The 18973-nt window shown below is 70.2% G+C and carries 16 protein-coding genes and 2 tRNA genes; 6 read left to right on the plus strand and 12 right to left on the minus strand.

Features of this window, described 5'->3' with window-relative positions:
• Window positions 1-118: 118 nt before the first annotated feature.
• Window positions 119-192: transfer RNA gene (locus AB0G79_RS00085), tRNA-Phe, on the plus strand.
• A gap of 153 nt (window positions 193-345) precedes the next feature.
• On the opposite strand, the gene AB0G79_RS00090 is transcribed toward AB0G79_RS00085, so the two are convergent.
• From AB0G79_RS00090 to AB0G79_RS00100, 3 genes are read right to left on the minus strand one after another with little or no spacing between them, the layout of a single operon-like run.
• Window positions 346-1164 carry a cytochrome c biogenesis CcdA family protein gene (locus AB0G79_RS00090; RefSeq protein ID WP_360797859.1) on the minus strand — a complete coding sequence of 273 codons (819 nt, stop codon included), beginning with the start codon at window positions 1162-1164 and terminating at the stop codon, window positions 346-348.
• Window positions 1161-1931, minus strand: coding sequence for a thioredoxin domain-containing protein (locus AB0G79_RS00095; RefSeq protein WP_360797861.1), 771 nt, complete (start codon window positions 1929-1931; stop codon window positions 1161-1163). Before AB0G79_RS00095 ends, AB0G79_RS00090 begins: the two co-directional genes overlap by 4 nt.
• A gap of 57 nt (window positions 1932-1988) precedes the next feature.
• Window positions 1989-2363 carry a hypothetical protein gene (locus AB0G79_RS00100; protein ID WP_360797863.1) on the minus strand — a complete coding sequence of 125 codons (375 nt, stop codon included), beginning with the start codon at window positions 2361-2363 and terminating at the stop codon, window positions 1989-1991.
• A 103-nt stretch (window positions 2364-2466) separates the two neighbouring features.
• On the opposite strand from AB0G79_RS00100, the gene hrpA reads away from it, so the two are divergent.
• Window positions 2467-6453, plus strand: a complete 3987-nt coding sequence (gene hrpA / locus AB0G79_RS00105) for an ATP-dependent RNA helicase HrpA (protein ID WP_360797865.1) — start codon at window positions 2467-2469, stop codon at window positions 6451-6453.
• 74 nt (window positions 6454-6527) lie between these two features.
• Window positions 6528-6601, plus strand: a tRNA-Asp gene (locus AB0G79_RS00110).
• 440 nt (window positions 6602-7041) lie between these two features.
• Here AB0G79_RS00110 and bldC read toward each other — a convergent pair.
• Window positions 7042-7248: a developmental transcriptional regulator BldC gene (bldC, locus tag AB0G79_RS00115; protein WP_003949541.1), complete on the minus strand. Its 207-nt coding sequence runs from the start codon at window positions 7246-7248 to the stop codon at window positions 7042-7044.
• Between the two features lie 548 nt (window positions 7249-7796).
• Window positions 7797-8669, minus strand: a complete 873-nt coding sequence (locus AB0G79_RS00120; protein WP_360797867.1) for a hypothetical protein — start codon at window positions 8667-8669, stop codon at window positions 7797-7799.
• A gap of 176 nt (window positions 8670-8845) precedes the next feature.
• Here AB0G79_RS00120 and AB0G79_RS00125 point away from each other — a divergent pair, with 176 nt between their 5' ends.
• Window positions 8846-9940, plus strand: coding sequence for a Glu/Leu/Phe/Val dehydrogenase dimerization domain-containing protein (locus tag AB0G79_RS00125; RefSeq protein WP_360797869.1), 1095 nt, complete (start codon window positions 8846-8848; stop codon window positions 9938-9940).
• A 299-nt stretch (window positions 9941-10239) separates the two neighbouring features.
• Window positions 10240-10491 carry a DUF3073 domain-containing protein gene (locus AB0G79_RS00130; protein WP_360797871.1) on the plus strand — a complete coding sequence of 84 codons (252 nt, stop codon included), beginning with the start codon at window positions 10240-10242 and terminating at the stop codon, window positions 10489-10491.
• A 145-nt stretch (window positions 10492-10636) separates the two neighbouring features.
• Here AB0G79_RS00130 and purM read toward each other — a convergent pair whose 3' ends face one another.
• The 4 genes from purM to AB0G79_RS00150 all read right to left on the minus strand — a co-directional run bounded on the left by purM (window position 10637) and on the right by AB0G79_RS00150 (window position 15116).
• Entirely contained in the window at window positions 10637-11704 is a 1068-nt protein-coding gene (gene purM, locus AB0G79_RS00135) for a phosphoribosylformylglycinamidine cyclo-ligase (protein ID WP_360797873.1), read from the minus strand.
• A 22-nt stretch (window positions 11705-11726) separates the two neighbouring features.
• Complete coding sequence (gene purF / locus AB0G79_RS00140; RefSeq protein WP_360797875.1) at window positions 11727-13253, minus strand: amidophosphoribosyltransferase; 1527 nt, start codon at window positions 13251-13253, stop codon at window positions 11727-11729.
• Window positions 13254-13472: 219 nt separating this feature from the next.
• On the minus strand, window positions 13473-14288 hold the full coding sequence (locus tag AB0G79_RS00145) for an META domain-containing protein (protein ID WP_360797877.1): 816 nt from the start codon (window positions 14286-14288) through the stop codon (window positions 13473-13475).
• A 39-nt stretch (window positions 14289-14327) separates the two neighbouring features.
• Window positions 14328-15116 carry a sterol carrier family protein gene (locus AB0G79_RS00150; protein WP_360797879.1) on the minus strand — a complete coding sequence of 263 codons (789 nt, stop codon included), beginning with the start codon at window positions 15114-15116 and terminating at the stop codon, window positions 14328-14330.
• A gap of 67 nt (window positions 15117-15183) precedes the next feature.
• Between AB0G79_RS00150 and AB0G79_RS00155 the strand changes: the two genes are divergently transcribed.
• Window positions 15184-15594: a nuclear transport factor 2 family protein gene (locus AB0G79_RS00155; protein WP_360797881.1), complete on the plus strand. Its 411-nt coding sequence runs from the start codon at window positions 15184-15186 to the stop codon at window positions 15592-15594.
• Window positions 15595-15648: 54 nt separating this feature from the next.
• Here AB0G79_RS00155 and purL read toward each other — a convergent pair whose 3' ends face one another.
• From purL to purS, 3 genes are read right to left on the minus strand one after another with little or no spacing between them, the layout of a single operon-like run.
• On the minus strand, window positions 15649-17898 hold the full coding sequence (purL, locus tag AB0G79_RS00160; RefSeq protein WP_360797883.1) for a phosphoribosylformylglycinamidine synthase subunit PurL: 2250 nt from the start codon (window positions 17896-17898) through the stop codon (window positions 15649-15651).
• Entirely contained in the window at window positions 17898-18578 is a 681-nt protein-coding gene (gene purQ, locus AB0G79_RS00165; RefSeq protein ID WP_360797885.1) for a phosphoribosylformylglycinamidine synthase subunit PurQ, read from the minus strand. The genes purL and purQ overlap by 1 nt, the downstream gene beginning before the upstream one ends.
• Entirely contained in the window at window positions 18575-18820 is a 246-nt protein-coding gene (purS, locus tag AB0G79_RS00170) for a phosphoribosylformylglycinamidine synthase subunit PurS (protein WP_015035032.1), read from the minus strand. Before purS ends, purQ begins: the two co-directional genes overlap by 4 nt.
• Window positions 18821-18973: the final 153 nt, after the last annotated feature.

The raw sequence follows: 18973 nt of genomic DNA on the forward strand, positions 1-18973 counted from the left end.
CGCTGCCTAACGCGGAATGCGCGCCGTGCCGGACGAGCCCGTCGATGACGTGTGCGAGAATGCTGCTCGCATTGCGAGGTTCTGCGGAGCAGTTGGCGGAGAGTTGAGGAATTGCCTTGGCTGGGTAGCTCAGTTGGTACGAGCGATCGCCTGAAAAGCGATAGGTCGCCGGTTCGACCCCGGCCCCAGCCACAGAGTGAAGGCCCCGTTCGAAAGAACGGGGCCTTCTTCGTGGGCGCCGGCGGATTCGCCCACGGGGCCCTGTTTCACGTGAAACTGCGGGTTTCACCTGAAGCAGCGAGTTTCACGTGAAACAGCGGGTTTCACGTGAAACAGGGCCAGACCTCACCGCGTCTTACGGCTCCGCAGCGCGAAGGCTCCCGCCACCACGGCCACGATCGCGGCGAGCAACGCCCAGTCCGGCACCGCGCGGCCCAGCTCGGCCACGCGCTCCTCGACGGCGAAGGACGTGTCCACGGAGAGCAGACCGGGCAGGGCGGTCGTCCCGTCGAAGACGAGGAAGAGCGTGCCGAGGCCGATGAAGAACAGGCCCGAGACCAGCGAGGTCGAGTGGACCTCGAAGCGCCCGACCAGGATCGGGCGGCCCCGCAGCCAGCGCCTGCCGCCCAGGTCGTACCGCTCCCAGAGCAGCGCGAGGAGGAAGAGCGGGACCGCCATGCCGAGGGCGTACACCGCGAGGAGCAGTCCGCCGTAGGCCGGGCTGCCGCTCAGCGCCGCCACGGTGAGGACGCTGCCGAGGATCGGGCCGGCGCAGAAGCCGGCGAGTCCGTAGACGAGCCCCAGGGCGTAGACGGAGAACGCCGAGGTGGGCCGGATGCGGCCGCTCGCCTCGGCCAGCCTGCGGGAGGCGAAGCCGAGGCCGAGGATCTGGAGGACACCGAGCCCGACGATCAGCCAGCCGCCGACGGTGACCAGGAGGTCCCGGTGGCCGTAGAAGAACCGGCCGGCGAAGGAGCCGGCCGCGCCGAGCGGGACGAGGGTGGTCGCCAGGCCCGCGTAGAGGATCCCCGTCCTGGCCACGAGCTTCGCGCGGGTGTCGATCGAGTACGCGAAGAAGGCCGGGAGGAGCAGGGCGCTGCACGGGCTGAGGAGGGCGAGCAGGCCGCCGAGGAAGGCGGCGAAGTAGCCGATCCCGGAGGTCACCGCTTCGCCTCGGTCGTGTCCTTCGCGGCCGCCGTCTTCGCCGCCGCCTCGATGGCCTCGGTGAAGGTCTCCAGGGGCTGCGCACCGGCGATCGGCCGGCCGTTGACCAGGAAGGACGGCGTGGAGGTGGCGCCGAGGGAGTACCCCTGCTCCTGGTCCTTCTTCACGGCCTCGCGGGCCGCCGTGCCCTCGCTGTCCTTGGCGAACCGGGCGAGGTCGGCGACCCCGGCCTCCCGGGCGAGGGCGGTCAGGCGCTCCGTGCCGAAGCCCTTCTCCTTGGCCCCCTCGGCGTACGCGGCCTTGTGGAACTGCCAGAACCGGCCCTGCTGCCCGGCCGCCCAGGAGGCGCGGGCGACGGCCTCGGACTCCGCGCCGAAGATCGGGAAGTTCCGCCACTCGATGCGCAGGGTGCCCTCGTCCACGTACTTCTTCACGAGGACGGGTTCGGTGTCCCGGGCGAACTTCCCGCAGTAGCCGCACTTGAAGTCGGCGTACTCGATCAGGACGACGGGGGCGTCGGCGCGGCCCAGGGCGAGCTTGTCGGAGGCGTCGCGGCGGGCGTACGCCTCCAGCTCGGGGTAGACGCCGGCGGACGGGTCTGCGGAGACCTCGGCGGCGGACGAGGCGCCGGAGGAGCCGGAGGGGTCGGGCTTGGTCGCGGTGTACGAGACGAGGCCGAGCAGCACGGCGGCGGCCACGACACCCGAGACGATCGCGACGGGCTTGGACTTGCTCTTGGTCTTGCTCGTGCCGTTGGTGCTGGACATGCGGAAACGCTCCTGAGGGAGGGGAAGAAGGACGGACGACCGGGGAGGCTCGTCCGTCTAGACCCTCAGGACCGACAGCTCCATGGGAGTGGGCGCGGCGAGAGCGGGCGGCTCGCGGCCCGGCGCGGACTCACGGCCCGGCTCCCGCGCGGGTCCGGTCGCGCAGGTCGCCCGGTCGGCGGCGAGGGCCGGGAGCACCTCGGCGAAGCCGGGCGCGCGCGGCGGTACGGCGGGGGCGGAGGCGCCCGCGCCGACGGCGTGCCCGGGGTCGCAGGCCGGAAGGGCCGCGCGCGCGACGCCGTGCGCGGCGGTGGAGGCGGCCGTGACCGGGGCGGCCGTACGGGCGGGGGTCGCCGTCCCGGCGGCGAGCAGCCCCAGCACCAGGCCCACGAGCGCGGCGAACGACGCCAGGGCGCGGGTGGTACGGAACATGCGAAACCCCTCGGATCCGGTCGGTGCGGGGTCCACAGTACGCACCCGGCGCCCGTAAATCGGTTCGCCGCTTCTCGGCCGCAGGTGCGATCCTGGGATCCGTATGTCTACTTCCTTCGCCGCCCTCCAGTCGGTCCTGGCCGAGGTCTCGCTGCGGGACTCCCACCGGCTCGGCCGCCGTCTCGAAGGCGCCCGCCGCATCCGTAAGCCCGAGGCCCGTGAGGCCGTCCTGGACGAGATCGCCGCCGAGGCGGCCAAGGCCAAGGAGCGCGTCGACGGGCGCGCCTCCCGCGTGCCCGCGGTCACGTACCCCGAGCAGCTGCCCGTCTCGCAGAAGAAGGACGAGATCCTGGAGGCGATACGTGACCACCAGGTCGTGATCGTCGCCGGTGAGACGGGCTCCGGAAAGACCACCCAGATCCCGAAGATCTGCCTGGAGCTCGGCCGGGGCGTCCGGGGCATGATCGGCCACACCCAGCCCCGCCGGATCGCGGCCCGCACGGTTGCGGAGCGCGTGGCCGAGGAGCTGCGGACCCCGCTGGGCGAGGCCGTCGGCTGGAAGGTCCGCTTCACCGACCAGGTGAACCCGGACGCGACCTTCGTGAAGCTGATGACGGACGGCATCCTGCTCGCCGAGATCCAGACGGACCGCGAGCTGCGCGCGTACGACACGATCATCATCGACGAGGCCCACGAGCGGTCCCTCAACATCGACTTCCTGCTCGGCTACCTGGCCCAGCTGCTGCCGAGGCGCCCCGACCTCAAGGTCGTCATCACCTCCGCGACGATCGACCCCGAGCGCTTCTCCCGCCACTTCGGGGACGCTCCGATCGTCGAGGTCAGCGGCCGTACGTACCCGGTCGAGGTCCGCTACCGCCCGCTCCTCGAAGAGGACAGCGAGGAGTCGGACCGGGACCAGATCACGGCGATCTGCGACGCGGTCGACGAGCTCCAGAAGGAGGGTCCGGGCGACGTCCTGGTCTTCCTCTCCGGCGAGCGCGAGATCCGCGACACGGCGGACGCCCTCACCAAGAAGAAGCTCTTCAACACGGAGATCCTCCCGCTCTACGCGCGCCTCTCCCACGCCGAGCAGCACCGGGTCTTCCAGGCCCACTCCGGCCGCCGGGTCGTCCTGGCGACCAACGTCGCCGAGACCTCGCTGACCGTCCCCGGCATCAAGTACGTGATCGACCCGGGCACCGCCCGCATCTCGCGCTACTCGCACCGCACGAAGGTCCAGCGCCTGCCGATCGAACCGGTCAGCCAGGCCAGCGCCAACCAGCGCAAGGGCCGCTGCGGCCGTACCTCGGACGGCATCTGCATCCGGCTGTACTCCGAGGACGACTTCCTCACCCGTCCGGAGTTCACGGACGCGGAGATCCTCCGGACGAACCTGGCCTCCGTCATCCTCCAGATGACCGCCGCCGGCCTCGGCGACATCGAGAAGTTCCCCTTCATCGACCCGCCGGACCACCGCAACATCCGGGACGGCGTGCAGCTCCTCCAGGAGCTCGGCGCGATCGACCCGAACGAGAAGGACCCGAAGAAGCGGCTGACGCAGCAGGGCCGGAAGCTCTCCCAGCTGCCGGTGGACCCCCGGCTCGCCCGGATGGTCCTGGAGGCCGACAAGAACGGCTGTGTCCGCGAGGTCATGGTCATCGCGGCGGCGCTCTCCATCCAGGACCCGCGCGAGCGGCCCTCCGAGAAGCAGGCCCAGGCCGACCAGCAGCACGCCCGCTTCAAGGACGAGACGAGCGACTTCCTCGCCTTCCTGAACCTGTGGCGGTACGTCCGCGAGCAGCAGAAGGAGCGGGGCTCCAGCTCCTTCCGCCGGATGTGCAAGCAGGAGTACCTGAACTTCCTGCGCATCCGCGAGTGGCAGGACATCTACGCCCAGCTGCGGACGGTCGCGAAGCAGATGGGCATCCACGTGAACGAGGAGGACGCGCCGGAGCAGTCCGTGCACGTCTCCCTCCTCTCCGGCCTGCTCTCCCACATCGGCCTGAAGGACGTGAAGGAGTCCAAGGACGGAAGCGGGAGCGCCGCGAAGGACGGCTCGCGCCGCGAGGGCGGCCGGGGCGAGTACGTCGGCGCCCGGAACGCCAAGTTCGCGATCTTCCCGGGCTCGGCGCTCTTCAAGAAGCCCCCGCGCTTCGTCATGTCCGCCGAGCTGGTCGAGACCTCGCGGCTGTGGGCCCGGGTCAACGCCCGGATCGAACCGGAGTGGATCGAGCCGCTCGCCCAGCACCTGGTGAAGAAGACCTACAGCGAGCCGCACTGGGAGAAGGACCAGGCGGCCGTCATGGCCTTCGAGAAGGTGACGCTGTACGGCGTCCCGATCGTCGCCGACCGCAAGGTGAACTACGGCCGGATCGACCCGGAGGTCTCCCGCGACCTGTTCATCAGGAACGCGCTGGTCGAGGGCGACTGGCGGACGCACCACAAGTTCTTCTCGGACAACCGCAAGCTCCTCACCGAGGTCGAGGAGCTGGAGCACCGCGCCCGGCGCCGGGACATCCTCGTCGACGACGAGACGCTCTTCGACTTCTACGACAAGCGCGTCCCCGAGCACGTGGTGTCCGGCGCCCACTTCGACTCCTGGTGGAAGCACAAGCGCCACGAGGAGCCGGAGTTCCTCGACTTCGAGCGCGAGATGCTCATCAACGAGAAGGCCGGCGCGGTCACCAAGGACGACTATCCGGACTCCTGGCGGCAGGGCCCGCTGAAGTTCCGGGTGACGTACCAGTTCGAGCCCGGAGCGGACGCGGACGGCGTGACCGTCCACGTCCCGCTCCAGGTCCTGAACCAGGTGACCGACGAGGGCTTCGAGTGGCAGATCCCGGGGCTGCGCGGTGAGGTCGTCACGGAGCTGATCCGCTCCCTGCCGAAGCCGATCCGCCGCCACTACGTGCCCGCGCCGAACTTCGCGACCCGCTTCCTCGACTCCGTGGTGCCCGTGCAGGAGCCGCTGACGGGCGCGCTCGCCCGCGAGCTCCAGCGCATGGTCGGCGTCCCGGTCACCCCTGAGGACTTCGACTGGGCGAAGGTCCCCGAGCACCTCAAGGTGACCTTCCGGATCGTCGACGAGCGGCGTCGCAAGCTCGCCGAGGACAAGGACCTGGAGACCCTGCGGCTGAAACTGCGCCCCAAGGCCCGTCAGGCGCTCTCCAAGGCCGCCGCGGCGGCCACGGGCGGTCCCGACGGTTCCGGGCCCTCCCTGGAGCGCACAGGGCTCACGGAGTGGACGATCGGGACCCTCACGAAGGTCTTCGAGACCAAGCGGGGCGGCCAGCCGGTCAAGGCGTACCCGGCGCTCGTGGACGAGGGCGCGACCGTCGCCGTGCGGCTCTTCGACTCGGAGGCCGAGCAGGCGCAGGCGATGTGGCGGGGCACCCGGAAGCTGATCATGCTGAACATCCCGGTGAACCCGGCGAAGTTCGCCTCGGAGAAGCTGACCAACCAGGAGAAGCTTGCCCTGTCGTCGAACCCGCACGGTTCGATCCAGGCCCTCTTCGACGACTGCGCGACCGCGGCGGCCGACAAGCTGATCGCGGACCACGGCGGCCCGGCCTGGGACGAGGACTCGTTCCGGAAGCTGTACGACAAGGTCCGCGCGGACCTGGTGGACACGACCGTGCGGACGGTGGGCCAGGTGCGGCAGATCCTGGCGGCCTGGCAGGCGTGCGAGCGGCGGCTCAAGTCGACGAACAGCCTGGCGCTGATCAACAACCTGACCGACGTGCGCGAGCAGCTGGCCTGGCTGGTCCCGGCCGGCTTCGTCACCCGTACGGGCCTCAAGCGGCTGCCGGACCTCATGCGGTACCTGGTGGCGGTGGACCGGCGGCTCCAGCAGATGCCGACCGGTGTCCAGCGGGACACCACCCGGATGGAGAAGGTCCACGAGATGCTCGACGAGTACGCGTGGCTGCTCGAACAGCTCCCGAAGGGCCGCCCCGTGCCGACGGAGGTCACCGACATCCGCTGGATGATCGAGGAGCTGCGGGTGAGCTACTTCGCGCACGCGCTGGGCACGGCGTACGCGATCTCGGACAAGCGGATCGTGAAGGCGATCGACGCGGCGGCCCCGTGACGCGCGAGTTCGACCGCACCCCCTGACCTGCTGTACAGTCTGTCTCGCAGCCGCTCACGAGTGGCCGCGAGCAAGGCTCTGTGGAGCAGTTGGTTAGCTCGCCACCCTGTCAAGGTGGAGGTCGCGGGTTCAAGTCCCGTCAGAGTCGCCCGAAACGAAGGCCCGCATCGAAAGATGCGGGCCTTCGTCGTGTTGGCGTGGGGCGGGCACGTGACGGGCGCACGTGACGGAGGACGAAAGTCCCGGTGACGGGTGACCAACGGCGAGCCGACGGCCGTCCCGGCGGTGGGAGGCTGGGAGGCGGCAGGGGCTCCAGGGGTGTGACGCGAGTCACTGAAAGAGTTTCAGAAACCGCTGCACTTACGCCTCTCCTACACCAGCCCGATTTAATATGTGCAATTGCACCACCCGTCGACCGTCGGGGACGGGGACAAAAAAACGATCGCACCGGACCCGGCGGAGTCCAGTGCGATCGACGACGGAGGCCTGTTGGGGCAGGAAACCGTCAGCAGTGCTTGGGGTGGGCGACCGGATTGGGGGATCCGGACGGGCCCGGTGTTACGGGTGCTGCGGGGTGTTGGGCGAGCCTCAGGCCTCGCTGCGCTGCTGCGGAATGCCCGCAAGCAGTGCGCGGACCTCGGCCTCGCGGTAGCGGCGGTGCCCACCCAGGGTGCGGATGGACGTGAGCTTGCCCGCCTTCGCCCAACGGGTCACCGTCTTCGGGTCGACACGGAACATCGTGGCGACCTCGGCAGGGGTCAGCAGCGGCTCGGCATCAGGGGTGCGAGCGGTCATGAGCGGCCTCCTCGGGAGAACCGAACCAATCTCGGTTCTTTCCTCTAAATTCTGCACCTTGACCCGCCTTGCCCGAAATGGCAGAAGCGGGCCGAGTCGGTTATAGGACGAACGGCTTGTCCTCGGCACTACAACTACACCATCCGTCCAGCCACGTCGGCCAAACCGATGGAATTGCCCTCGCAGGTGTTCATCAGCGGCGGAAGTCGATGGACCATGCCATAACGGACAGTCACGCGTCTGTGACGATCAGTCACAGAGCGATCAGGAGTCCTCAGACCCCCCATAGAGTGCAATGTCGAGCTTTCCGCCCATAGTTGGACGGAAGGAACCCTCCCCGGACTCCTTGTCCTATTTTGGCACGAGGATGGGTGATCGACGCAAGGGTGCGTTAAGTGCCGTCCGTCACGCTTGGGCCAAAGGCCCGGATCGGGACCAACGTCCCCGCCCGGAGCCGCGAAGGGCCCGGACACCAAAACCTTTGAAGATCATCTACACCGGCCGGACATGTCTTGTCGATGGCGACCTGACGAAGATGCCCGGCTATGTCAGTTCGCGCCCCGGAGGTCCCTGACGGCCCGCCAGCGCTCCGCGAGGCGCCCGTAGACCTCGTCGGCCCGCTCGCCGTCCCCGGCCCGCAGCGCGGCGATCCCCTCGGCCATCCCCGCCGCCGACCGCTCCTCCGCGAGCCACTCCCCCGGGACCGCGTGCACCAGGCCCCCGAAGTCCAGCTCCACCATCGCCCGCGGATGGAACTCCTCCAGCCAGCGCCCCACGTCCACCAGGCCCTCCGTCATCGGCCCCCCGTCGACCGCCTGCCGCAGCGCCCGCAGCGCCCGCGCGAGGCGCCGCCGCGCCTGCGCCATCGTCGTCCGGTAGACGAGCACCGGCGCCCGTCCCCCGCCGCTGTCCCCGCCGGCCGGCTCCCCCGGCTCGTACACCCGCTCCTCGTCCCCGAAAAGCGTGAACCAGCGCAACGGCACCTGCCAGACCGCCGTACGGATCCACGGACGCGCGTCCGGGTTCCGCGCCGCCCACCGCTCGTGGTCCGCCGCCACCTGCGCCCTGACCACCGGTGGCAGCATCGCGTCGAGCACCGACGCCGGATACGGGGACGGGCCGGCCAGCAGCTCCTCCAGCGCCAGCCAGCCCCGCAGCCGCGTCCGCCACGGACAGACCACCACCACCCCGTCCAGGTGTGCGACGAAGGCGTCCCCGCTCTCGTGGACCGGCACCGGCACCGCGGGCGTCGGCAGCAGGTCCGCGAGGGAGCGCCGCAGCTCCTCCTGCGCGCCCGGCGCGCGCGTCCCCCGGGCGTACCGCGCCCAGTGGCTCCGTTCCGGCTCGGGGAACGCGGCCAGCGGCTCGTACACCCGCAGATAGGACGCGTAGGGGACGGGGACCGAGGAGGCGACCGACATGGCGCCGATCCTTCCAGAGAGGTACTCCCGGAGGGGGTGTTCCCGCGCGAGAGGGGGTGATCCTCGGCACTGCGGCCGATCTACGCCCAGGTAGGACTTACTCTCTTGCCGAACTGGTCCTCCCCCCACCCCTGGGGAGGGCCGCAACCGCCGCTTCGTACTTGGGAGTCACCACCGTGACCGATGTGACCGGCGTTCCTGCTGCTGACGTACTGCACACCCTGTTCCGCTCGGAGCAGGGTGGCCACGAGCAAGTCGTGCTCTGCCAGGACCGCGCCACCGGCCTCAAGGCCGTCATCGCCATCCACTCCACCGCCCTGGGCCCGGCCCTCGGCGGCACCCGCTTCTACCCGTACGCGAGCGAGGCCGAGGCGATCGCCGACGCGCTCAACCTCTCGCGCGGGATGTCGTACAAGAACGCCATGGCCGGCCTCGACCTGGGCGGCGGCAAGGCCGTCATCATCGGCGACCCGGAGACGATCAAGAGCGAGGAGCTCCTCCTCGCCTACGGGCGCATGGTGGCCTCCCTCGGCGGCCGCTACGTGACGGCCTGCGACGTCGGCACCTACGTCGCCGACATGGACGTCGTCGCCCGCGAGTGCCGCTGGACGACCGGCCGCTCCCCCGAGAACGGCGGCGCCGGCGACTCCTCCGTCCTCACCGCCTTCGGCGTCTTCCAGGGCATGCGCGCCGCCGCGCAGACGCTCTGGGGCGACCCGACCCTCCGCGGCCGCAAGGTCGGCGTCGCGGGCGTCGGCAAGGTCGGCCACTACCTCGTCGAGCACCTCCTGGAGGACGGCGCCGAGGTCGTCATCACGGACGTGCGCGAGGAGTCGGTCCGCCGGATCACCGACAAGCACCCGCAGGTGACCGTCGTCGCCGACACGGCCGCCCTGGTCCGCGTCGAGGGCCTGGACGTCTACGCGCCCTGCGCCCTCGGCGGCGCCCTCGACGACGAGACCGTCTCCGTCCTCACCGCGAAGATCGTCTGCGGCGCGGCCAACAACCAGCTCGCGCACCCCGGCGTCGAGAAGGACCTCGAGGCGCGCGGCATCCTCTACGCGCCCGACTACGTCGTCAACGCCGGTGGCGTGATCCAGGTCGCCGACGAGCTGCACGGCTTCGACTTCGACCGGTGCAAGGCGAAGGCCACGAAGATCTTCGACACCACGCTGGCCATATTCGCTCGTGCGAAGGCGGACGGCATCCCGCCGGCCGCCGCCGCCGACCGGATCGCCGAGCAGCGGATGGCGGAGGCCCGACGGGCCTGATCCGGCCGCGCACGACCCGCCGGAGGGACGGAGAACGAGCGAAGTCGGCGAGACTTCACTCACGCCCTTCGGCGGGTCGCCGCGCGAGAAGAGGTTAAAATCGCGACTGACCAGCGAGGAAAGGGCACCTCGAAGGTTCTGTACCGAGGTATGTGATGCGCACGGCGTACCGTAGACCGACGGAAACAGGTACCGTTGAAGCCCTACGGACCGGTCTCTCTCTTGAGAGTCCGTTCCGAATCATGAACGCGTGTCAAGACTCTGGGGCCATCGAGCCCCGTCACCGAGGGGGTCGAGCCATGGGGCGCGGCCGGGCAAAGGCCAAGCAGACCAAGGTCGCCCGCCAGCTGAAGTACAGCAGCGGCGGGACTGACCTGTCGCGTCTGGCCAATGAGCTGGGCGCTTCGACTTCGAACCAGCCGCCGAATGGCGAGCCGTTCGAGGACGACGACGAGGAAGACGACCCGTACGCGCAGTACGCGGATCTCTACAACGACGACGACGAGGACGAGGACGACGAGTCCGGTCCGGCGTCGTCACGTCGCGCTTGACCTTCTGAATCACCGAAACCCGGTCCGGGCCACCCGGCCGGGTTTCTGTGCTGTCCCGGCCCGTACGGCCCCCTGAGGCCACCTGTACGTACGCGAACGGCCCCGCACCCCCGGCGAGGGGGTACGGGGCCGTTCGGCGTACCTCTTACTTCGCGTAGTCGCCGACGAGCTCCGCGCCGGTGGCGTGGTCGCCGCGCTCGGTGATCTCGCCCGCGACCCAGGCCTCGACCCCGCGGTCCGCGAGGGTCGTCAGCGCCGCGTCCACGGACTCCGCCGGGACGACGGCCATCATGCCGACGCCCATGTTCAGCGTCTTCTCCAGCTCCAGGCGCTCCACCTGACCGGCCTTGCCGACCAGGTCGAAGATCGCGCCCGGGGTCCAGGTGGAACGGTCGACCGTGGCGTGCAGGCCGTCCGGGATCACCCGGGCCAGGTTGGCCGCGAGGCCGCCGCCCGTGATGTGGCTGTACGCGTGGACGTCCGTGGTCCGGGTGAGGGCCAGGCAGTCGAGCGAGTAGATCTTGGTGGGCTCCAGGAGCTCCTCGCCGAGCGTCCGGCCGAGCTCCTCGACCTGCTGGTCGAGGGTCATGCCGGCGCGGTCGAAGACCACGTGCCGGACGAGCGAGTACCCGTTGGAGTGAAGACCCGAGGAGGCCATGGCGATGACCGCGTCCCCCGTACGGATGCGATCCGCGCCGAGCAGCCGGTCGTACTCCACGACACCCGTGCCGGCACCGGCGACGTCGAAGTCGTCCGGGCCGAGGAGGCCCGGGTGCTCCGCCGTCTCGCCGCCGACGAGGGCGCAGCCGGCGAGGACGCAGCCCTCGGCGATGCCCTTGACGATGGCGGCCACCCGCTCGGGGTGGACCTTGCCGACGCAGATGTAGTCGGTCATGAAGAGCGGCTCGGCGCCGCAGACGACGATGTCGTCCATGACCATCGCGACCAGGTCGTGGCCGATCGTGTCGTACACGCCCATCTGGCGGGCGATGTCGACCTTCGTGCCGACGCCGTCGGTCGCGGAGGCGAGGAGCGGACGCTCGTAGCGCTTGAGGGCGGAGGCGTCGAAGAGGCCGGCGAAACCGCCGAGGCCGCCGAGGACCTCGGGGCGCTGCGTCTTCTTCACCCACTCCTTCATGAGCTCGACGGCGCGGTCGCCCGCTTCGATGTCGACGCCCGCGCTCGCGTAGCTGGCACCGGTGGTCTCAGACATGGGGGTGAGAACTTTCGTGTCGTTACGGGCGACGGAGCGCGTCGGCGGCCGCCGTGGCGGCGGGGCCGGCGGCCAGCTCGGTCTCCAGGAGCTGCTTGCCGAGGAGCTCGGGGTCCGGGAGCTCCATCGGGTACTCGCCGTCGAAGCAGGCACGGCAGAGGTTCGGCTTCTGGATGGTGGTCGCCTCGATCATCCCCTCCAGGGAGATGTACGAGAGCGAGTCCGCACCGAGCGACGTGCCGATCTCCTCGATCGACATGCCGTTGGCGATCAGCTCCGCGCGGGTCGCGAAGTCGATGCCGAAGAAGCAGGGCCACTTGACCGGCGGCGAGGAGATCCGGATGTGGATCTCGGCCGCGCCGGCCTCGCGGAGCATCCGGACCAGCGCGCGCTGGGTGTTGCCGCGGACGATCGAGTCGTCGACGACCACCAGGCGCTTGCCCTTGATGACTTCCTTGAGGGGGTTCAGCTTCAGCCGGATGCCCAGCTGGCGAATGGTCTGGGAGGGCTGGATGAAGGTGCGGCCCACGTAGGCGTTCTTCACCAGGCCCGCGCCGAAGGGGATGCCCGAGGCCTCGGCGTAGCCGATGGCGGCCGGGGTGCCGGACTCCGGCGTCGCTATCACCAGGTCGGCCTCGACGGGCGCCTCCTTGGCCAGGCGACGGCCCATCTCCACGCGGGAGAGGTACACGTTCCGGCCGGCGATGTCCGTGTCGGGACGCGCCAGGTAGACGTACTCGAAGACACAGCCCTTGGGCTTCGCTTCCGCGAATCGCGAGGTACGGATGCCGTTCTCGTCGATCGCGATCATCTCGCCCGGCTCGACCTCGCGGACGTAGCTGGCGCCGCAGATGTCGAGGGCGGCGGACTCGGATGCGACGACCCAGCCGCGCTCGAGCCGACCGAGGACCAGCGGGCGGATGCCCTGCGGGTCACGGGCCGCGTAGAGCGTGTGCTCGTCCATGAAGACGAGGGAGAAGGCGCCCCGGACGTCGGGGAGGACCTTCGCGGCGGCCTGCTCGATGGTGAGCGGCTCGCCGTCCTCGTCGACCTGGGCCGCGAGGAGCGCGGTGAGCAGGTCGGTGTCGTTGGTCGCGGCCACCCGGGTGGAGCGGCCTTCCTTCTTGGGAAGGTCGGCGACCATCTCGGCGAGCTGCGCCGTGTTCACCAGGTTGCCGTTGTGGCCGAGCGCGATCGAGCCGTGGGCGGTCGCCCTGAACGTCGGCTGCGCGTTCTCCCACACGGAAGCCCCGGTGGTCGAGTAGCGGGCGTGACCGACCGCGATATGACCTTGGAGGGAACCGAGAGAAGTCTCGTCGAAGACCTGGGAGACAAGTCCCATGTCCTTGAAGACGAGGATCTGGGAGCCGTTGCTCACCGCGATTCCCGCGGATTCCTGACCCCGATGCTGGAGGGCGTAGAGCCCGAAGTACGTGAGCTTTGCGACCTCTTCACCCGGAGCCCAGACACCGAAGACGCCACAAGCGTCCTGGGGGCCTTTCTCTCCGGGGAGCAAGTCGTGATTGAGTCGACCGTCTCCGCGTGGCACGTTTCCGAGTGTAGACGGGCTCGACCACTGGTCCGAATTGAGGAAAAGCGGAGGTGGCCGGGCTCGTGGGATCACACGAAATGATCAACTCGGCCTTGGAGGGGCCCACGAGGCAGGCGCCGGAAGGGTTCCCGGCCCCCGACCCCCTGTGAGCGGACGCTCGTACCAGCTGTCGGCGCCCCCCGCGATGTGACGGAGTGCACCTTCTTTCGACTCCCGCTACCCCTCCGCCCCGGCCCCGAGGCCCGCGCCGGAGCCGTCGGTGAGGGTCAGCGTTCGGTGGTTCAGCCGATAGGTCAGCGGGCCGTCGAGGAGCTCGTACAGCCGCGTCTCCAGCTCCATCTGCGGCGGCGTGCAGATCATGCGGGTGGTCGCCGCCGGGCCGTCGATCGTCAGGGTGGTGCCGTCGACGCGGGCGGCGGCGGAGAAGTTGTTGCAGCCGAGGTTGCCGGAGACCCGGCCGTCCTCGCCGATCGTGAACTTCGCCTTCGCACCGCTGCCCTCCGGCAGCGAGGAGGCCGTGTCCCCCGAGACGAGGGAGTCGATCTTCCAGGTGGTGCCGCGCAGGGGCGCGTCGGGCTCGGCGGTCAGATCGAGGCCCTTGGTGCCGTCGGCGGAGACGAGCGTGAGCCGCTCCCCCTTGACCGTGCCCTTCAGGGGGCCCGAGAAGGCGGCCACGAAGGCCTCCTCGAAGCGCTGCCGGTCGCCGGAGCAGCCGATCGCCGTGATCTCCTCCCGGGTCACGGTGAGGGTGTCGCCGTCGACGGCGACCGTGGCGCCGAAGCGGTTGCAGCCCGTGTTCCCCCGCGCCTTCCCGTCCTCCCCGAACGCGACGCCCGCGCCCCCGCCCGCCGGGGCGGTGGACCTGCGGCCGTCGACCGTCACGGCGTCGACCGTCCAGTGCGTCCCCGCCACGGACAGCCCGGGATCGAGGGTCCCCGCGGGAGCCGCGCCGGAGCCCGACTCGGTCCCGCAGGCGGCGAGGAGGAGGGCGAGCGGGACCAGGGCGGCGAGTGCGGCGCGTGGCTTCGGCATGGAGGTGGGACGGAGCAGGCCGCCGTACGGTTCCGCGGGCTACCCCATGACGGGCAGGAAGTCCGTCAGATCGGCCCGCTCGCCGCTCGCGCTCACCCGGGCCGCCGCGCGCTCCGCCGCCCACGCCGTCCGGCCCGTCGCCAGCCTGATCCAGGTCAGCGGGTCCGTCTCGACGACGTTGGGCGGGGTGCCCCGGGTGTGCCGGGGACCCTCCACGCACTGCACGACCGCGTACGGCGGGATCCGCACCTCCACCGCGCCGCCGGGGGCCTTCGACGCCAGGGCGTCCGCGAGGAGCCGGGTGCAGGCCGCGAGCGCCTGCCGGTCGAACGGGACGTCCGCGCCGGTCGCCGCGTTCAGGTCGTCGGTGTGGACGACCAGCTCGACCGTCCGGGTCACGAGGAAGTCGCCCAGGGACATCGCCCCGAAGCGCGTCGTCACGAGCCGCTCGTCGGAGGCCGACGCGAGCCGCTCCTCGAAGACCGCGAGCGTCCGGTCGAACAGGGCCGGCAGGTCGTCCGTGGCGATCGCCCGGGTGTCCTCGTCGATGCCGGCCGCACCCTTCGCGGTCGCGAGCGGCCAGTCGGCGAGGGCGAGTTCACGCCGTACGGGCTCCGCCTCCGCGAGGCGCTGCGAGAGGGAGCCCAGCACCATCGTCAGGTGCGCGAGCAGCTCCCGTACGGTCCAGTCGCCGAGCCGCGTCGGCCCGTCGAGCGCCTCGGACGGCAGCGCGGCGGCCGCGTCCCGTACATGCCGGAACTGGGCCAGCACGGCGGCCCTGGTCTTGGCGGGGTCGTACCTGCGGGGGCGCTTCTTGGCGGGTGGCATGGCCCGAGGCTAGCGCCGAGACTGGAAAGAGGAGGTCCCCTTTTCCGCGAGAGGCTGTGACGGGACCATGACCCACCACGAGCACCCCGACGCCGCCTTGGTGCGGCGGGGCTACGAAGCGTTCGAACAGGGCGACATGCAGGCGCTGAGCGACCTCATGACCAGCGACTGCACCCACCACTCGCCCGGCAGCACCCGGTTCGGCGGCCACTTCAAGGGCCGCGACAACATCCTCGCCCACTACGGAGAGATCTTCGCGTACACCGGCGGCACCATGCGCATCGAGGTCGAGGGCATCTACGTCGACGGACGCGGGCACGTCCTCACCACCCACAAGTGGCACGCCGACCACGGCGACCGGGGCATCTCGATGAGAGGCGGCCTCTTCTTCACCCTCATGGGCGGCAAGGCCACCGACATCGACGAGTGCGTCGAGGACATCGAGGAGGCGGACGCCTTCCTCTCCCTGGACGACTGAGCACGCGGAAGAGCCCCCGCCCGATCGAGGGCGGGGGCTCTTCCGTACGAGCGATCAGGCCAGCAGGGCCGGGATCGTGGCCTCGTGGGCCTCGCGGAGCTCCGCGAGCGAGAGCGCGAACTCGCCCTGCACGTCCACGGCGTCGCCGTCGACGACACCGATCCGGGTCGCCGGCAGACCCCGCGCACCGCACATGTCGGTGAAGCGGAGCTCCTCGCTGCGCGGGACGGCGACGACCGCACGGCCCGCCGACTCGCTGAAGAGGAAGGTGAAGGCGTCCAGGCCCTCGGGGACGACCAGGCGCGCGCCGTTCCCGCCGCGCAGGCAGGACTCGACGACCGCCTGCACGAGACCGCCGTCGGACAGGTCGTGCGCCGCGTCGATCATGCCGTCGCGGGAGGCCGAGATGAGGATCTCGCCGAGCAGCTTCTCGCGGTCGAGGTCCACGGCCGGCGGCATGCCGCCGAGGTGCTGGTGGATCACCTCGGACCACGCCGAGCCGCCGAACTCCTCGCGCGTGTCGCCGAGCAGGTAGAGGAGCTGGCCCTCTTCCGCGAAGGCGATCGGCGTACGGCGGTTCACGTCGTCGATCACACCGAGCACGGCCACGACCGGCGTCGGGTGGATCGCGGTCTCGCCCGTCTGGTTGTAGAGCGAGACGTTGCCGCCGGTGACCGGCGTGCCCAGCTGGAAGCAGCCGTCCGCGAGACCGCGGGTGGCCTCGGCGAACTGCCACATCACGGCCGGGTCCTCGGGCGAACCGAAGTTCAGGCAGTCGGAGATCGCGAGCGGCTTGGCACCGGAGGCGGCGACGTTGCGGTACGCCTCCGCGAGCGCGAGCTGCGCACCCGTGTACGGGTCGAGCTTCGCGTACCGGCCGTTGCCGTCGGTCGCCATGGCCACGCCGAGGTTGGTCTCCTCGTCGATGCGGACCATGCCGGCGTCCTCGGGCTGCGCCAGGACCGTGTTGCCCTGCACGAACCGGTCGTACTGGTCCGTGATCCAGGACTTGGAGGCCTGGTTCGGCGAGGAGACGAGCCTGAGGACCTGGTCCTTGAGCTCGGCGCCGTCCTGCGGACGGGGCAGCTTGCCGGCGTCGTCGGCCTGGAGCGCGTCCTGCCACTCCGGACGGGCGTACGGCCGGTGGTACGTCGGGCCCTCGTGAGCGACGGAGCGCGGCGGCACGTCGACGATCTGCTCGCCGTGCCAGAAGATCTCCAGCCGCTCGCCCTCGGTGACCTCACCGATGACGACCGCGATGACGTCCCACTTCTCGCAGATCTCCAGGAAGCGGTCCACGTGCTGCGGCTCGACGATCGCGCACATGCGCTCCTGCGACTCGCTCATGAGGATTTCCTCGGGCGAGAGCGTGGCGTCGCGCAGGTGGACCTTCTCCAGGTCGACCCGCATGCCGCCGGAGCCCGCGGAGGCCAGCTCGGACGTGGCGCAGGAGAGCCCGGCGCCGCCGAGGTCCTGGATGCCCGCGACGAGCTTCTCCTTGAAGATCTCCAGGGTGCACTCGATGAGGAGCTTCTCCTGGAAGGGGTCGCCGACCTGGACGGCGGGGCGCTTGGCCGGCTTGGTGTCGTCGAAGGTCTCGGACGCGAGGACCGAGACGCCGCCGATGCCGTCGCCGCCCGTGCGGGCGCCGTACAGGATGACCTTGTTGCCGGGGCCGGAGGCCTTGGCGAGGTGGATGTCCTCGTGCTTCATGACGCCGATGCAGCCGGCGTTGACCAGGGGGTTGCCCTGGTAGCAGGAGTCGAAGACGACCTCGCCGCCGATGTTCGGCAGGCCGAGGCAGTTGCCGTAGCCGCCGATGCCGGCGACGACACCGGGCAGCACGCGCTTGGTGTCGGGGTGGTCGGCCGCGCCGAAGCGCAGCGGGTCGACGACCGCGACCGGGCGGGCACCCATGGCGAGGATGTCGCGGACGATGCCGCCGACGCCCGTGGCCGCGCCCTGGTAGGGCTCGATGTACGAGGGGTGGTTGTGCGACTCGACCTTGAAGGTGACCGCGTACCCCTGGCCGACGTCGACGACGCCCGCGTTCTCACCGATGCCGACGAGCATGGCGTCGTTGGCGGGGGTCTTCTCGCCGAACTGCTTCAGGTGGACCTTGCTGCTCTTGTAGGAGCAGTGCTCGGACCACATGACGGAGTACATGGCGAGCTCGGCGCCGGTGGGACGGCGGCCGAGGATCTCGCGGATGCGCGCGTACTCGTCCTCCTTGAGGCCGAGCTCCTTCCAGGGCTGCTCGCTGTCCGGCGTCTCGCTCGCGTGCTTGACGGTGTCGAGGCTCATCAGGCGTTGACCAGCTTCTTGAGGATCGAGGTGAAGAAACCGAGGCCGTCCGTCTTGCCGGTGCCGATCAGCGGCTCGACGGCGTGCTCCGGGTGCGGCATGAGGCCGACCACGTTGCCCGCGGCGTTGGTGATTCCGGCGATGTCGCGGAGCGAGCCGTTGGGGTTGACGTCGAGGTAGCGGAAGGCCACCCGCCCCTCGGCCTCCAGCTCGTCGAGCGTGCGCTCGTCGGCGACGTACCGGCCGTCCATGTTCTTGAGCGGGACCTCGATCTCCTGGCCCTGGACGTAGTCCGAGGTCCAGGCGGTCTCCGCGTTCTCCACCCGCAGCTTCTGGTCGCGGCAGATGAAGTGGAGGTGGTTGTTGCGCAGCATCGCGCCCGGCAGCAGGTGGGCCTCGGTGAGGATCTGGAAGCCGTTGCAGATGCCGAGGACGGGCATGCCCGCCTTCGCCTGCTCGATGATCGTCTCCATCACCGGCGAGAAGCGGGAGATGGCTCCGGCCCGCAGGTAGTCGCCGTAGGAGAAGCCGCCGGCCAGGACCACGGCGTCGACCTGCTTGAGGTCCTTGTCGCGGTGCCAGAGCGAGACGGGCTCGGCGCCCGCCAGGCGGGCGGCACGCAGCGCGTCCTGGTCGTCGAGCGTTCCGGGGAACGTGACGACGCCGATGCGTGCGGTCACGACTCCACCTTCACGACGAAGTCTTCGATCACGGTGTTGGCAAGGAAGGTTTCGGCCATCTCATGGATGCGGGCGAGGGCGGCGTCGTCGACCGGTCCCTCCACCTCCAGCTCGAAGCGCTTCCCCTGACGGACGTCGGCGATTCCGGCGAATCCCAGGCGGGGCAGTGCACGCTGCACCGCCTGCCCCTGAGGGTCCAGAATCTCCGGCTTGAGCATGACGTCGACTACGACGCGTGCCACTGGCACTCCCGGTGGTGTGTTGCGTGGGCGGTCTGCTCAGCGTACCTCCCTCTAAATTCTACGCGGGTAGAGATCTGAAGGATCCTCCAAAGAGATCACCAAAGCTCCATGAACCGTCCGCGAACGGACCACGAACGCACCCCGCATCGCACG

Source organism: Streptomyces sp. NPDC020807, from assembly GCF_040641575.1.
In the GTDB taxonomy this organism is placed as follows: Bacteria; Actinomycetota; Actinomycetes; order Streptomycetales; family Streptomycetaceae; genus Streptomyces.